Source organism: Nocardia anaemiae NBRC 100462, from assembly GCF_001612725.1.
In the GTDB taxonomy this organism is placed as follows: Bacteria; Actinomycetota; Actinomycetes; order Mycobacteriales; family Mycobacteriaceae; genus Nocardia; species Nocardia anaemiae.
The window spans coordinates 1-16,626 of the sequence record NZ_BDAZ01000039.1 but is presented as its reverse complement, the minus strand read 5'-3'; the positions used below and the strand labels follow the sequence as shown (position 1 = coordinate 16,626).

The 16,626-nt window shown below is 66.2% G+C and carries 9 protein-coding genes; 2 read left to right on the top strand and 7 right to left on the bottom strand.

All coding sequences use genetic code 11. The features are described from left to right. Positions 1-13 precede the first annotated feature (13 nt). The 7 genes from NA5_RS22830 to NA5_RS22795 all read right to left on the bottom strand — a co-directional run bounded on the left by NA5_RS22830 (position 14) and on the right by NA5_RS22795 (position 11,510). Positions 14-1,558 carry a TIGR02677 family protein gene (locus NA5_RS22830; RefSeq protein WP_062989308.1) on the bottom strand — a complete coding sequence of 515 codons (1,545 nt, stop codon included), beginning with the start codon at positions 1,556-1,558 and terminating at the stop codon, positions 14-16. A 96-nt stretch (positions 1,559-1,654) separates the two neighbouring features. After that, positions 1,655-1,978 (bottom strand): type II toxin-antitoxin system PemK/MazF family toxin, encoded by a 324-nt coding sequence (locus NA5_RS22825; RefSeq protein WP_062989306.1) that lies wholly within the window; start codon positions 1,976-1,978, stop codon positions 1,655-1,657. Then, the gene (locus NA5_RS22820) at positions 1,968-2,180 is read right to left on the bottom strand and encodes a hypothetical protein (protein WP_062989304.1); all 213 of its coding nucleotides are present in this window, start codon (positions 2,178-2,180) and stop codon (positions 1,968-1,970) included. Before NA5_RS22820 ends, NA5_RS22825 begins: the two co-directional genes overlap by 11 nt. A 61-nt stretch (positions 2,181-2,241) precedes the next feature. Then, positions 2,242-6,183: a CHAT domain-containing protein gene (locus tag NA5_RS22815; RefSeq protein ID WP_062989302.1), complete on the bottom strand. Its 3,942-nt coding sequence runs from the start codon at positions 6,181-6,183 to the stop codon at positions 2,242-2,244. Positions 6,184-6,230: 47 nt separating this feature from the next. Continuing rightward, positions 6,231-7,370, bottom strand: a complete 1,140-nt coding sequence (locus tag NA5_RS22810) for an NsdA family TPR-like regulatory protein (RefSeq protein ID WP_062989310.1) — start codon at positions 7,368-7,370, stop codon at positions 6,231-6,233. A 531-nt stretch (positions 7,371-7,901) separates the two neighbouring features. Beyond that, entirely contained in the window at positions 7,902-10,508 is a 2,607-nt protein-coding gene (locus NA5_RS22800) for an AMP-binding protein (RefSeq protein WP_062989298.1), read from the bottom strand. A gap of 99 nt (positions 10,509-10,607) precedes the next feature. Then, positions 10,608-11,510: a PAC2 family protein gene (locus tag NA5_RS22795; protein WP_051182178.1), complete on the bottom strand. Its 903-nt coding sequence runs from the start codon at positions 11,508-11,510 to the stop codon at positions 10,608-10,610. 136 nt (positions 11,511-11,646) lie between these two features. Here NA5_RS22795 and metH point away from each other — a divergent pair, with 136 nt between their 5' ends. Together metH and NA5_RS22785 are read left to right on the top strand one after the other, a co-directional pair. Then, entirely contained in the window at positions 11,647-15,243 is a 3,597-nt protein-coding gene (metH, locus tag NA5_RS22790) for a methionine synthase (protein ID WP_062989296.1), read from the top strand. 425 nt (positions 15,244-15,668) lie between these two features. Beyond that, positions 15,669-16,626: serine/threonine-protein kinase (locus tag NA5_RS22785; RefSeq protein WP_157110580.1), on the top strand; the 958-nt coding region annotated here is incomplete at its 3' end.

Genomic DNA, 16,626 nt, shown 5'->3' with positions numbered 1-16,626 from the left:
CGGCGGGCGTTGATCACGCGCGCCGCCCGCGGGTCGACTGCTTCACCTCGAGGCGACGGTTGTTCAAATGCAGCAGCCCGCGGGCGGTGCGGACCACCGTCGAACCCGGATGTTCGGAGACGGTGAGGGTGACGCCGCTATCGGAGCCGGTGGTGCCTTCGATGCGCCCGCTGACCGGAACCCACGCGGTGGATGCGGCGTCGAGTAGGCGCAGCAGCACCTCGGTCTCCCGTTCGTCGAGGACGCGCTCGTGCACGGAGGCGGCGGCCAGGGATTCGGCGGCCTCGGCGCGGGCGCGCTGCGCGTCGAGCTGCGCCTCGCGGAGTCGGCGAATTCCCGCGTCATTGCGCTGAATTCGGGCGGGGGCACCGGCCTGCGGCGGCCTGCCCGTCTCGGCAAGGGTGCGCGAGATTTCCAGCGGCGGCGCCTCCCACCAGGAGCGAATCGCGGGAATCAGATCCGCGTCCGGATGTTCCAGCGAAATATGGCGCGGCCTGCCGAGACCGAAGACGGCGTCGAAAAGCGCATGCGCACTGTCGGTGCTCGGTGCGGCGGTGAACCAGCCCGCGAGATGCCGCAGCGCCGATTCGCGACTCACCCCACCCTTGCGTGAATCGGTGACCCGCCGCAGCAGCGACAGCACGGCGGCGATGGCGCTCATGGTCGCCTCCCGCAGCCGATCCGCCTCGGTCGAGGACGATTCGCCGGGAATATCGGAGGCGGTCGCGACGAACCAGGTCCGCAGCCCCTGCCAGCGCGCCCGCCAATCCGCTTGCCGCTCGGCCGGACTCAGCAGTACCCGCTCGTCACAGCGCGCCGCCCGCTCGATGAGTTCCTCGACGCCGGTCTCCTCGATCTCGCCGATCGCCGCGGCCAGGCGCGGCGCGAAGCGAGCCAGGTCCATGCTGAATTCGCGCATATGCGCGAGCAACGCGTCCTTGTGCGCCAGGAAAGACTCCGGCGTGATCTCGGTGGTGCGCACCATATCTCCGAGCGAGAGGTAGAAGTGCGCGGCACGCGCCGCCATATCCGAGAGTGCGGCGTCCAGACGGCGCAGTGTCCGGTACACACGTTCCGCATCACCGGCCTTGTTCGCCCCGGCAAGGGTGCCGAGATCCGCGAGCAGTTCGGGCAAGACCAGTCGCGATAGCGCCGCCTCGTCGAGCCGCGCCTCGAGCACACCCGCGACCGCCCGATATGCCTTGTATCCGGCCTGTGTCAGCTGATACACGTAGTGTCGATTCCGATATTCCGCGAGGGTCGCCGCGCGTGTGCCGTCATAGCTGCGTTCGACCACACCCCACTGATGCAGCTGATCCAGCAGCGGTCCGATCTCGGCGCCGCTCAGCTGTGGTGCATCCGATGCACTGCGTTCGATCCAGGTCGCGACATCGTCGGCGTGCAGCAACACCACATATGCGGCCCGCGCGCTGTCGAACGCTCGCAGCACCCACAGATACTCCGCCCGCTTCTCGGCCGTGGCGAAGGAGAACAGCCGCAACCGCTCATCCCATAGCGCGGGGGCGGCATACGGCAGGCCGTCAACGGAGTCGGTCACCGGGAACAGGGTAGTAGCGGGTCGGTCGCGGGTGTCGAGACCGACCCCCGTTCGGCGTGGCCGCGTCCGGTTTGCCCCTGTTCGCCACCCGGTGACTCACAGGTCGAATCGGGCCCGCAGCCCGATCTTCACCTGCTCTAGCAGCTCCGAGGTGAGCTCACCGACCTGCTCGGTGAGACTGTCCTTCGGCACGATGGCGATGTCATACAGCGCGATCACCCGCGAACTCCGCGGCATTGCGACGGTGAGCAATTGATGGCGGGACGGAACTTCGCGTGCCTCGCGCACCGGCGCGGCCACCAACATCGGCCGTTGTCGAATCACCACATCGGAATCCACGAGCACCACCGTCGCGCGGCGTCCGGAGATCCGGCTGACGAGATTCCAAATCTGGCCTTGGTGCGTGGGTTCAGCTGGCACGGCCGAACAATACTTGTTCGGCGGTCTGCTCGGCGTCCTTCGCCCATTCGGTTCCGGTGCTATCGGGTAATGCTCTGAGTTCGTCGTCGAGCAACTGCCTGCGCACCGCCTTGGAGATGTAGTCGCTCAACTTGTCGTCGGAGGCCGCACGGAGACGGGCCGCGAGGTCGTCGTCCATCGAGATATTCAGGCGCACCGTCATACAGCAGACTTTACAGCGGGTACCGCACATAGTGGTACAGAGATGCGCGCTAGCTGCGGAATCACGTCGGCGGTAGCAGGCGCCGTAGGAAGGTCTTGCCCTGTTCGAGCAGAGCGTCGACACGGGTCGATCCGAGCGGGTGCGGGTCGGCGAGGTCGAGCACGCGCCCCAGGTTGGCCGAGGCGAATTCCACATCGCGCAGGCCGCGCGGGCTGGCCGGATCGGTTTCGAGGAGGTCCTTGGCGATCGCCAGGGCCTCACGGTAGACCTCGACGGCGGTGTCGTAGTCGTGTTCGCGTTCGGCGGCGTCGCCGATGGCCCAGAGGAGCAGACCGACATCGCGGTGCAATTGCAGATTCTCCGGGTCGGCGGTGGATAAGCGGCGGGCGATGGTGAGTGCCTCGGTGTTGTGCCGGAACGCGAGGGTGAAGGCGCCGGTCGCGACGGCGACCCTGGCAAGCTGGTGGTGCGAAATGCTCAGGTCCCGCTGCTTTTCGGTGTTGGTGGGATCGGCGGCCGCGAGTTGTTTTGCGAGGGTGAGTGATTGGGTGTAGTGATGGTCGGCGGCCAGATAGTCGCCGGTGCGGATGGCCAAGTCGCCGAGCTTGTCATGGCAGATGCTGAGGTCGCGCTGATTTCGGGCATTTCCCGAGTCGGCGTCGGCGAAGCCGCGGTGGATGGCCAGGGCCTGGGTGTAATAGGTCGAGGCCGTGCTGAGTTCGCCGAGTTGCAGCGCCGCGTCACCGGATCGGTTGAGTGCGATGGCCAGATCGCGGCGGTACTCGGCATTGCCGGGATCCTTCTCGGCGAGTTCGCGATGGATGGCGAGGGATTCGGTGAAGAAGGTGAACGCGTCCTCGGGAGTTTCGTACAGCAATGAGGTGTCGCCGATCTGCTGCATGGCAATGGCGACATCGCGGGTGATTTCGGTATCGTCCGGATCGGCCATCGAGAGTTCGGTACTGATGCGCAGCTTCTCGAAGTAGTGCCTGCTCGCGGTCTCGCCGTGCCCCGCGCGCATGGCCAGATCACCGAGTTTGCCGTGTGCGATGGCCAGGCCGCGCCGGGATTCGGCGGCATCGGGGCCGGACTCGATGAGACCGCCGTGCAGCGTGAGCGATTCGGTGTAGAGATACTGAGCGCCGTCGAGATCGGCGGTCAGTACCGCCAGGTCGCCGAGTCGGGTGCAGGCATTGGCGAGGTCGCGGCGCAGATCTACCCGGGCGGGGTCGTTATCGGCGAGGGCGCGTCGGATGGCAAGTGCCTCGGTATGGTGGGCCAGGGCGGCCGTGAGATCACCGCTGCGCACCGCGATATCGCCGAGGCTCTCCAGTGCCCGGCTGAGGACCTGCTGCATATCGATGTTGTCCGGGTCGGTATTCGTCAGATGCCGTGCGGTGCGCAGAGATCGGCTGTAGTGCTCGCGCGCCGTGCCGAGATCTCCGGCCAGCACGGCGAGTTCACCGAGGGTGTCCAGGCCGATGACGAGTGCGCGTCGGGAATCCGCACTGCCCGAGGCCGATTGGACCCCGGCCCGTAGCACCTCGACCAGCGCGCACTGGCGATCGGTTGCGGCACGGAGGTTTCCGGTCCGGCGCAGTGCCCGCACCTCGCGGTCGCCGAGCTCGAGATAGCCGGGAGTGTCGATCGGCAGGATCGGCATGATCTCGCCGAGCAAGGCGGAGACCTGCAACTGGTCCAACTCGCGGCAGAGAGGGATGGCGAGTTCGGTGAGTTCGGCGTATCGGCCCGCGGCGAGGAGATGTCCGCATGCCTCGCTGTAGTCGTCGAAATCACGGAAGCCAGCCGAGATTCGGGCGATGCGCATCGCGTGGGCTCGGTTGTGGCGACGAACCCGACCGGTGCCCTGGTGGGCATCGAGGGCCTGGGCGACCCACGGATGCACGACATATCGGTCATCGTCGGTGGTCAATAGCGTCAGCCTGAGCAACGTATCGATGGCCGCCATCACTTCGCGGCGCTGGTCTCGTGTCGCTTCCGCGCCGAATCGGGCATAGGAGATGTCCAGATCTCGCAGCGGCGTCCGCGAAAGCGAAATCTGCAGCAGCAGTTCGCGTTCGGCGGTATCGAGCAGGTCGAGCAGTGCGTCGACGAGGATGTCGCGGGTGCCGAGCACCACCGCGGTATCGAGGCTTTCGGTCAGCGTCCGGTCCTGGTCGAGATCGACCGCGTGTTCGTCGGCCAACCGGCGCAGCCGTTCACCGACCGGCCGCAAAGTGCCGTCGCCACCACGCAGTAGCGCGTCGACGAATTCGATGAGCCGCGGGTGCCCGCCGATAGTCCGCGCGACCAGCCGTTGCTCCGCCACATGCAAACCGCTGATCTGTGGCAGCCGCAAGAACATTCGATTCAACTCGGCAGGGCTCAGCGGAGTGAGGCCGACCTCCGTGAGATCACCGGGGACCGGATAGCGACAGGTAACCAACAATCGCCCCGTCCCGGCGATCCGACACAACTGCGAAAACTGTTCGGCGAAACCGGGATCCAGAAATTCCGCACCGCCGGGCCGGGTCAGATTCTGTTCGAAATCGTCGAACAGCAATAGCACGCGGCTTCCCGCCAACAACCGATGGACGTGCTTCAGCGCCTGCTCCCCGCTGTCGCGGGCGAGCGCATCGGCTACCGTGTGCAACGCCGGGTCGTCCCCGATCGCCGCGCGGACCGCGCCACACAGCGCGGTCGGATTCCATTGCCCCACATGTTCGGCGATGTGCCAGCCGCGTTCGCGCATGCGCGCGGCCACGCGACCGGCCACCGCGGTCTTCCCGAGCCCGCCCATCCCGGTGATCACCACACCCGGTCGCCCGCGTGCCGAGTCCAACGTTCGGACGATATCGCGCACCGGCCCGCGACGGCCGATCAGATATCCGAGCGGCAACTCCCGCACCGTCGCCCCGCTCGGTGCCTGCGTCCGGCGCCCGAGCGGCCGCGGCGGCGCCGTCGGATGCCACAGCGGCCGATCCGCCACACCGGTCAGCAGGGTCGGCACGAACCATTCGGGCGGAATCGATGCGCCATCGGCGAGCCGTTCCTCTTCCAGGGCATGGCGCGCCTGTCCCAGTGCGAAGGCGACCGGCTCGGACGGATGCGCGGACAGCATGGCGTAGAACGATTTCGTCAACAGCGTGGCATACCGGTCCGAGACCCGCGCTTGCATGACCAGTACCCGCTCGACACCCCCGCTGATCAGCGTGCGCGCCAACCCGGCGGGCCCGCCGTCGATACCGCCGCAACTCGACAACACCACCAACGGCAGCGCTCGTTCCGCAGCGCGCAGTGCGGCAATGAGATCCGCGGACTCGACCACATCCGGATCGCCGTCCTCATCCTCCAATTCCAGATTCGTCGCGGACCCGTGTGCACTCAGATGCAATACATGGAACTCCTCGGCCCGCAGTGCCGCGGTGATCTGCTGCAGCGAAGCGACTTCCAGAATGCGCACGCCGCCGCCACCCGCGGTCGGCACCTGCGAGACGGCGTCGAGGATCGCCTGCATCTCCGCTTCCACATCCAATGTCACATTGGCCGTGCGGGTCTCGGTCGGCGCGGCGACCGCGGCGAGGATCTTCAGCGGTCCCGGTGCCTGGACGGGTGTGGGCTGCCCGGTGCCCGAATACCTGCGGGAGATGGCTATCGTCGGCCGCGTGGCCAGGGGCATACCGTCGGCCAGCACCAACATCTCGTAGGGGAGCAGCATCGTATCGTCGTCGACATCGAAGACCATCTCGATATCCGAGCCGTCGACGAGCCGCGTCAGCTGCCCGGTCGTGCGCGGCTCGAACAGTGCGTCACGCAGCGCGGTACCGATCTGGACGACCGTTCGCCGCACCGTTTCCGGTTGACCACCGATCGCATCCCACGCGCACGCCACCAAATCAGGTAGGGGCGCGACCCGTTCACCGATGGGCGTACCCGCCTCGAACACTGTGGTGCGTAGCGACTCGTCCGCGTCGCGACGCACAATGACGCGAACCCGATTCATCGCCCACCCCTTACCGCTGGCGATGAGTCAAACGTACGCCGAAATGATCACTCGCAGGACAAGGTCCGCAACTGATCCAGATACACCCGGGTGCGCGGATCGCCCGGATAGCGCTCGATGATTTCGCGCGCCACCTCGCCCGCGATCCACATCAGCGACGGCAGCGACCGGCGCTTGCCCGCGAAGGCCCGCATGCCCTCCTCCAGCGCGAGTTCCAGATCGCGGTCGCGCACCGCGACCACCGCGAGGGTGAGGTGTGCCTCCGACACCCGCATCGGATTGCGTATCGTGCCGTCGGCGCGGGTCGAATGTCGGATGACCTCGCGCGCATAGGATTCCGCGAGCGAATCCTCACCCGCGACCCGGCAGCAGTCCATGGCGTAGAAGTCGAACTTCTGCGGATCGACCACGAAATGGTTGTCCAGATTGGTCGGATGGTCGAGTCGTTCGAGGATAGCTCGCCCCTGGTTCAGCGACGCCTCCACCTCGCGCCGATCCCCGAGTCGGGCCCAGGCCTTCGCACGTTGTGCGCACAACTGGACACCGACGCCTAGTTTGCCGCTGGTTGTCAGCGCCGGGTCGACCGCCTCGATCGCGCCTCGATAGTTGCCCTGGGTCAGCGCGAACCAGGCCGCCATTTCCGCACTCCAGCCGGTGATCTCGGCGTTCTCGGCTTCCTGGCCGAGCGAATAGGCCGCGCGGCGAGTCGCTTCCGCGGTGGTGCGCCGACCGAGGTCGTAATCCACGCAACCGACCAGCAGTGCTACCCAACCGGCCAGTACGAGAATTTCCCGATGCTGGGCCAGGGTCAGTCGGCCGTCCAGCAGCGAGGTGATGCGGCGCAACCAGGACGTGCCCTCGGCATGCAGATCGTGTGGATCGGCGAACGGATATTCGCAGCACAGCCGCTCCGCGGTGATGCGGATGGCATCGAGAGTGGCCGTGGAGACATCGGACATCCTTAGCCTGCCGATGAATTCGAGCGTGTCCATCCCGGTTGCCGAGAGCAGTTCATCGTCGCGGTTCGGGCGATTTTTCGGGAAGAACGCGGCTGTCACCGTATCGAATGCGGCCGCGATGATCGGGGCGTAGAAATCGTCCGGACGCGACTCGCCCGACTCCCAGCGTCGCCAGTTACGCAGCAGGGTACTGTCCGTCGGCAGGTTGTGCGAAGACTTCGCGCGCATCACACGGACGGCGTCTGCTTGTGACCACCCCCGCGCATCGCGTTCGGAGCGCATTCGGACAGCCCAGACGGGTCGATCGTCTCCAGCGGCCACGACTGTAGTATCTCATCAGTTAACGCTCAGTGGCCCGGATAGGGCATACAGATGTCACTGGGTTGACAGCTGCACTCGCAGTTTTGCGTCCTACATGATGGATATGGGCGCGGAAGATTTGCCACGCTCCAGATGTAAGAACATCTGCTCTTGCAAGTGCGCAGTACCCCTCGGCGACGGGGGTGATCCACAGAAGAGAACAGCGAGATCCCCAATCCAACGGAGGTTCGGGTGGAAGCGTTGATCTATGGATACTTGCGTGACGATCTGGCCGATGGCCACAGTGCAGAGCTCGAGGATGCGATGAGCAGCCTCGCCCGCGAGGAAGGGCTCTGCTTCGCCGCAACATTCCATGAATCGACTTCCGGTGACGGCACGGCATTCGCCGAGCTGACCCAGGAGCTCAAGCGGGCTGATGCGCACCATGTTGTGGTGCCGTCACTCGATCACTTTGCCGGTCAGACGATTCCGCGAGATATTCTGCTCGCGAAGCTGGCCCAGGATGCGGCGGCGCAAGTGTGGACCATCGAGAGCTGTGCGCTTCCAGACGAGGCTCTTGACGAAGAAGCTGTGCACCAGGACTGACCTGCGTCGCAGGTTCGCCACCAGCCAGGTCGCGACCGCACCGGCCGCGAGGGATGCGAGCAGCGCCGCGATATGGTGTTGCCCGAATGGCGGATAGACCTGCCAGTGCAGCAGATACACGAATAACGAGCTGTCGGCCAGCAGCGCGGCGACCCCGGCGACCAGGGCGGGTACGCGGACCGCGGGCAGCCAGATCAACAGCAGCAGACCGCACATCACCAGCCGCTCTCGATCGGGAACGCCGAAGTAGCCGGGCACCGAGATCAGCAGCACCGCGCTGACCAGCAGCCGCTGCCAGATCGCCGTAGCCTTCGCGGCCGCCCAGCCGATGGCGAAGAACCAGCAGGCCAGTGGCGAGAACGGCACATCCTTAGTGGGATAGAGCCCGAACGACCAGAGCCGGAACACCATGGTCAAACCGACCAGGCCCATGGCGAACCAGAACGGTTCGCGCCGCTGCACGGCATCGATGAACGGCACCCGAACCAATAGCGCGGACACGACCATGAACAGCACAAGCACCTCGATGAACCACAGGTGCCCCGCGGTATCGCTATCGCGCGGTCCGAGAAACTTATTGAGCAGCAACACGTTCTGCCAGCTGTAATAGTCGGTGAACAGCAGCGTGAGTGCCACCCAGGCGGCGGTCGGGATCGCGATGAGCGCCACCGTGCGCAGCGCGTGGCGCAGCCGTTCGGCGCGCGGGGTCATGGTGACCGCGAAGCGGGCGAAGTTGAATCCGGCGACACCGAGCAGGATATGTGCCGCGCCCCAGAGCACGAACATGCCGATATGCGAGCCCGCGATCAGTACGATCCCGGCGGCGCGCAATAAGGTCGGGGTGTCCACAGTGCGACCGAATGTGCTGCGGCCGTCCGGAACTCGCTCGAGTTCGGCGACGGTCAGGTCCGGCCAGTTCGCGGGCAGTCGGCCGAGTGCCCGCTCGAGGCGGGTCGAGGTGGTGATGTAGGTCAGCGAGTTGCCACCGAGATCGACGAAGGTGCTGTCGGGCCGGACCCGGTCGGGATCGATGCCGAGCGCAATGGCGTAGAGCGCGCGGATATCCCGTGGTGGCAGGTCGGATTCGGGTGCGGGGAGTCGGCGGATCGCCGGATAGTCGGGCTTGCCATTGGCCAGGCGCGGTATCTCCTCGACCGCGCACGCGCGAATGGCCGCGGCGGGCAGACCGGACAGTTCGGCGGCGGTCGCGGCGAGTGCTTGCGCCGGGGGTTCGGCGGCGACGACCAACTGATCGTCACTATCGGTGCAGCAGGCCGTGAAACCGGCCGCCGCCAAACCGGATTCGAGCCGCTGCAGATCGATGCGCAGGCCGAAGATTTTCGCGAACCGGCTGCGCCTGCCGACCACCTGGTACAGGCCCTCGGGGGTGCGTCGGGCCAGATCGCCGGTGCGCAGCGAGTCGACCGTGCGGCCGAGGGCGAGATCGCATGGGCCATCGGCATAGCCGAGCATCACATTCGGTCCGTGATAGACCAGCTCCTCGTCGTCGGTATCCGGCACCGGCTCGAGGGTGAATCGACCGCCGGGAATCGGCTTGCCGATGCAGTCCGAATGTTCGGCGGCCAATTCCGGTGGCAGATAGGCCATTCGCGCGGTGGCCTCGGTCTGGCCGTACATGACGACGAAGTCCCAACCCGCCCGCTTGCCGAGTCCGGCATAGTCACGGACCCGCTCGGGCGCCAGGCGCCCGCCCGCCTGGGTGACGTAGCGCAGGCTCGGCAGTGTCATCTCGGCGAAGCCGATGCGTTCGAGCAGATCGATCGTGTACGGCACCGCGGCGAAAGATGTTGCGCCGCAATGACGGAACTGGACCCAGAATTTTTGGTCCAGGACAGACCGGTCGGTGAGCAGCAGGCTCGCGCCGCGCAGCAGATGGCTGTGCACGACCGACAATCCGTAGCAATAGAACATCGGCAGGGTGGTTGCGGCGCGATCATCGGCGTCGATGGCCAGATAGTCGGCAATCGCCTCCGCGTTCGACAGCAGGTTGGCCACGGACAGTCGCACCAGCTTCGGCGAACCCGTCGAACCCGAAGTGCTCAGCAGCAGCGCCAATTCCGGATGCAGGCGATGTGCCGAGCGGGCCCGCCGAATATCGGGCGGGCCCGCATCGATCACGACATCGGGATCGTAGGTCCCCAGCAATTCGCTGGTGATCTCCGCGGTGAGCAGAACGACACAGCCCGCGCTCAGCGCGCCGAGATACGCGACGAGCGAGTCGATATCGTTGCGCGCCGCGACCGCGACGAGACGCCGGTTCGCTCCGAGCTGCCGTGCGTACTCCTCGACACGTGCCGCCAGCTGCGCATAGGTGATCCGCTCCAAACCATCCGGCACCGATTTCGCTGCTGTGACGGCCGCCGATGGAGATCGCGAGCAGAGGACGGCGATCCGGTCGTCGAAACTTCGAAGGTGCGCGACGATCCGGTGAATAGTCACCCGGGAAGTCTAGATGGCAAGCCTAGCCGTACCTACGCGTGGCCCCCTGGCGAACTTTCGGTGAATTGTCCGAACCCGAACCGCAACGGCGCGAACCTATTACAGGCCGAAGCTGCCCGGACCCCGCCTGCGCAGGTACTTTTCGAATTCGGCCGCGATCGCATCGCCATCGATCTTGGCCATCGCGTCGTTGAGATCGACGGCCGCGTCGCCGCGTTCCTCGAGCGAGCGCACATACTCGCTGATCTCGTCGTCGCCGACGGTCATCTCGTTGACGGCGGTCTCCCAGTCCTCGGCCTGCTTGGGTAGCTCGCCGAGCGGCACCTCGATATCGAGCACATCCTCGACGCGGTGCAGCAGCGCGATGGTCGCCTTCGGATTCGGCGGCTGGGAGACATAGTGCGGCACGGCCGCCCAGAACGAGACGGCGGGTACGCCCGCCTTGACGCACTGATCCTGCAGCACGCCGGTGATACCGGTGGGTCCCTCGTAGCGGGTCTGTTCCAGGCTGAACCGCTCGGCGGCTTCCTTGCTATAGGCCGAGCCGGTGACCGGCACCGGGCGGGTGTGCGGGGTGTCGGCGAGCAGTGCGCCGAGTATGACGACGGTCTGCACGCCGAGTTGTTCGATGAACTCGAGCAGATCCGCGCAGAAGCTGCGCCAGCGCATATTGGGTTCGATACCGCGCAGCAGCACCACATCGCGATCGCTGCCGGGCGGCGAGCAGACCGAGAGCATGGTGGAGGGCCACTGGATTTCCCTGGTCACACCGTCGACCTGACGTACCGTCGGCCGATTGACCTGGTAGTCGTAGTAGTCCTCGGAGTCGAGTTCGGCCAGCGGCTCGGCATCCCAGATCAGTTCCAGATGCTCGACGGCACCACTTGCCGCATCACCCGCGTCGTTCCAGCCTTCGAAGGCGGCGACCAGCACAGGATCCCGCAACGTCGGCAGTTCCGGCTCGGGTGACACCGGAGATTCACTGGAGTTCACCCCGGTCAGCCTACGGCTTGTGAGCACCCGGCGTTGAATTTGCGCAGTCGGCGCGGCACTGTCGGTTCATCTGTCTGGGCAGGTGTGGCGCCCGACACCGATACGGTGGTTCGGCCTGTCGTAGCGGCCCACTACGCTTGATCACATGTCTGCGTCCAGCTCAGCCGCCTTCGATACCACCCTTCTCGACACCCTTCGTCGGCGTGTCGTGATCGGCGACGGTGCGATGGGCACGATGTTGCAGGCGGCCGAACTGACCCTGGACGACTTCCGTGGTCTCGAGGGCTGCAACGAAATCCTCAACGACACCCGCCCGGATGTGCTGCGCAATATCCATCGCGCGTACTTCGAGGCCGGTGCGGATGCGGTCGAGACCAATACCTTCGGCTGCAATCTGCCGAACCTCGCCGATTACGACATCGCCGACCGGATTCGCGATCTGTCCGAGCGCGGCACCCGGCTGGCCCGTGAGGTCGCCGACGAGATGGGCCCGAGCGCGGACGGCACCCCGCGCTACGTGCTGGGGTCGATGGGACCGGGCACCAAACTGCCGACGCTGGGTCACGCCCCCTTTACCGCGCTGCGCGACGCCTACACCGAGGCCGCGCTCGGCATGCTCGAGGCCGGTGCCGACGCCATCCTGATCGAGACCTGCCAGGACCTGTTGCAGGTCAAGGCCGCGGTGACCGGAAGTCAGCGCGCGATGGTCGAGCTGGGCAGGCGCATTCCGATCATCACCCACGTCACGGTGGAGACCACCGGCACCATGCTGGTCGGCAGCGAGATCGGCGCGGCACTCACCGCGCTGGAACCGCTCGGTATCGACATGATCGGCTTGAACTGCGCCACCGGCCCGGCCGAGATGAGCGAACATCTGCGCCATCTGTCCCGGCATGCGACGGTTCCGGTGTCGGTCATGCCGAATGCCGGTCTGCCCGTGCTCGGCGCGAACGGCGCGGAATACCCGCTGACCCCGGAAGAGTTGGCAATCGCGTTGCGCGGCTTCGTATCCGAATTCGGGCTCGCGCTGGTCGGTGGGTGCTGCGGTACCACGCCGGAACATATTCGTCAGGTCACCGCGGCGGTGCGCGAGGTGGAACCGACGCTGCCGCCGCTGGCGGAGCGCCGCGAACCGGTGCACGAGCCGAGCGTATCGAGCATGTACACCGCGGTGCCGTTCGAACAGGACGCCTCCGTCCTGATGATCGGCGAGCGCACGAATGCCAACGGCTCCAAGGCATTCCGTGACGCCATGCTGGCCGAGGACTGGCAGAAATGCCTCGATATCGCCAAGGATCAGACCCGCGACGGCGCGCACATGCTCGACCTGTGCGTCGACTACGTCGGCCGCGACGGCACCACGGATATGGCGGCACTGGCGTCGCGGCTGGCGACCGCCTCGACCCTGCCGATCATGCTCGACTCCACCGAAACCCCGGTTCTGCAGGCCGGTTTGGAACATCTCGGTGGTCGCTGCGCGGTCAACTCGGTCAATTACGAGGACGGTGACGGTCCGGACTCCCGGTTTCAGCAGACGATGAAGCTGGTCGCCGAACACGGCGCCGCTGTGGTCGCGTTGACCATCGATGAAGAGGGGCAGGCCCGCACCGCCGAGAAGAAGGTGCAGATCGCCGAGCGGCTGATCGCCGATATCACCGGCAATTGGGGTCTGCGCGAAAGCGACATCATCATCGACACGCTGACCTTCACCCTCGGCACCGGCCAGGAGGAGTCCCGGCGCGACGGCGTCGAAACCATCGAGGCCATCCGGCTGCTCAAGCAGAAGCATCCCGAGGTGCAGACCACCCTCGGTCTGTCGAATATCTCCTTCGGCCTCAATCCGGCCGCGCGCCAGGTGCTGAATTCGGTATTCATGCACGAATGCGTCCAGGCCGGACTGGATTCCGCGATCGTGCACGCCTCCAAGATCCTGCCGATCGCCCGCATTCCGGAGGAGCAGCGCGAGACCGCGCTGGATCTGGTCTACGACCGGCGCCGTGACGGTTACGACCCGCTGCAAAAGCTCATGTCGCTGTTCGAGGGTGTGTCGGCCTCGTCGTCGCGGGCCTCACGCGCGGAGGAATTGGCGGCGCTGCCGCTGTTCGAGCGGCTGGAGCGCCGGATCGTCGACGGTGAGAAGGCCGGGATGGAGGCCGACCTCGATGCCGCCATGACCGAGGTGCCGCCGCTGCAGATCATCAATGAAACGCTGCTGTCTGGCATGAAGACGGTCGGTGAGCTGTTCGGCTCCGGCCAGATGCAATTGCCGTTCGTACTGCAGTCGGCCGAGGTGATGAAGGCGGCGGTGGCCTACCTCGAGCCGCATATGGAGGCCACCGACGACAGCGGTAAGGGCCGCATCGTGCTGGCCACCGTCAAGGGCGACGTGCACGATATCGGCAAGAATCTGGTCGACATCATCCTGTCCAATAATGGCTACGAGGTCGTCAACCTCGGCATCAAACAGCCGATCGCGACCATTCTGGACGCCGCCGTCGACAAGAAGGCCGATGTGATCGGCATGTCCGGCCTGCTGGTGAAGTCGACCGTGGTGATGAAGGAGAACCTGGAGGAGCTCAACACCAAGGGCGTTGCCGACCAGTTCCCGGTGCTGCTCGGCGGTGCGGCGCTGACCCGCGCCTACGTCGAGAACGATCTCACCGAGGTCTACCACGGCGATGTGCACTACGCCCGCGACGCCTTCGAGGGCCTGCGGCTGATGGACGACATCATGACCCGCAAGCGCGGTGGCGGCCTCGATCCGGACAGCCCGGAGGCCATCGCGGAACGCGAGAAGGCGGCCGAGCGCAAGGCGCGCCACGAGCGCTCCAAGCGGATCGCCGAACAGCGCAAGGCGGCCGAGGTGCCGATCGAGGTGCCCGCGCGCTCGGATGTGGCCGCGGATCTGCCGGTCCCGGTGCCGCCGTTCTGGGGCACCCGGGTGGTGAAAGGCGTTTCGCTGCACGAGTATTCGGGATTGCTCGACGAGCGCGCGTTGTTCCTCGGTCAGTGGGGTCTGCGTGGCCAGCGCGGCGGTGAGGGGCCGAGCTACGAGGAGTTGGTGGAGACCGAGGGTCGGCCGCGGCTGCGGTACTGGCTGGATCGGCTGTCCACCGAAGGTGTGCTGCAGCATGCGGCGCTGGTCTACGGGTACTTCCCCGCGGTCTCCGAGGGCGATGACGTGATCGTGCTGACCGAACCCGATCCGGATGCGCCGCAACGCTACCGATTCACCTTCCCGCGCCAGCAGCGCGACCGCTTCCTGTGCATCGCCGACTTCATCCGCTCGCGCGAACGCGCACGCGAAACCGGTCAGGTCGATGTGCTGCCGTTCCAGTTGGTCACCATGGGCCAGCCGATCGCCGATTTCGCCAATGAACTGTTCGCGGCCGACAACTACCGTGACTACCTCGAGGTGCACGGCATCGGCGTCCAGCTCACCGAGGCTCTCGCCGAATACTGGCATCGCCGTGTCCGCGAAGAGCTGGTGCTGGAGGGGCATGCGGTCGCCGATTCCGACCCGGCCGATGTGCAGGAGTACTTCAAGCTCGGCTACCGCGGCGCCCGCTACTCCTTCGGCTACGGCGCCTGCCCGGAGCTGGAGGACCGCGCCAAATTGGTCGATCTGCTCGAGGCCGATCGCATCGGCGTCGTACTGTCCGAGGAGTTGCAGCTGCATCCGGAGCAGTCCACCGATGCGTTCGTGCTGCTGCATCCGGAGGCCAAGTACTTCAATGCCTGAGTGCCGACCAGTCTGTTCCTGGGTGGGACTCGTTATCCGACCGGTTCGGACGTTGTGATTCTCACCGCATCGGAATCGGGTCCGATCGATGCGTTTTCGGTGCGGTGATGGCCTTGATTACCTCGTGATATGCGAGATCGATTGGCGTCGAGACGACACGAGGGCCTGCGACGCGCGGGTGTATCCGCTCGGCCGCGCGCCTCTGACCTGGGCTATCGCGTTCGGGTTCGCGTGGCGGTGGATGGATGTCGGTCGGGTGTGACAAAGTCGGAACTGTTGCAACTGCATCCGAGGCAGTCGGCGGATGCGAGCGTCCTTCGGCAATTCGGGTGCAAAGGACTTCGGCGCGTAGCATTTTCGAAGATTTCCGCTTACGCGCGGAGTGCGGAATTGGCTCGGCGGTAAAGCAGGAGGGGCACAACACCATGACGGCGGACCGGTTGATCGCTGGACGGTATCGGCTGACGGATCCGATCGGCACCGGTGCCATGGGTGTGGTGTGGCGGGCCACCGACGTCCGGCTGCGCCGCACGGTCGCGGTGAAGCAGCTGGTGCTCGCGCCCGGTCTGTCCCGGTCCCAGGCCCTGGAGGCGAAGCTGCGGGCCATGCGGGAGGGCCGCATCGCCGCGCGACTACACCACCCCAACGCGATCACCGTCTTCGATGTCGCCGAGGAGGACGGTCAGCCTTGGTTGGTCATGGAGTACATGAACGCGCCGAGCCTGGCCGCGAAACTGGCGGGCAAACGGACCCTCGCGCCGACCGAGGTGGCCCGCATCGGGGCCCAGGCCGCGGGCGCGCTGGCCGCCGCACACGATGCGGGCATCATGCACCGGGATGTGAAACCGGCGAATCTGCTGGTCGGCGACGACGGCACGGTGAAGATCACCGACTTCGGCATCTCCCGCGCCGTGGGCGATGTGACGGTTACCGCGACCGGATTCCTGGCGGGCACCCCGGCCTACCTCGCGCCGGAAGTAGCGCGCGGCGAGAATCCGGAACCGGCCTCGGATGTCTTCGCACTCGGCTCCACGCTGTACGCGGCGGTCGAGGGCAGTCCGCCCTTCGGTGAGGGCGATAACCCGCTCGCGGTCCTGCACGCCGCGGCCCGGGCGCAGATCCCGCCGCCGCGGCACGCCGGAGAACTCGGGCCGGTATTGATGCGGCTGCTGGCCGCCTCGATTGATGGACGCCCGAATATGCGCGAGGCCAAGGAGGCACTGGAAGCGGTTGCGGCTGGCCGGACTCCGGCGCTGGTGTCCACGCCGACGGTGACCAAGGTGCTGCCCGCGCCCGGCGCGGATGCGACCACCGTGCTGAACAAGTCGGGCGGCACGGAAGACGCGACGCAGGTGGTCGCGGTCGGTGCTCCGGCCGCACCGG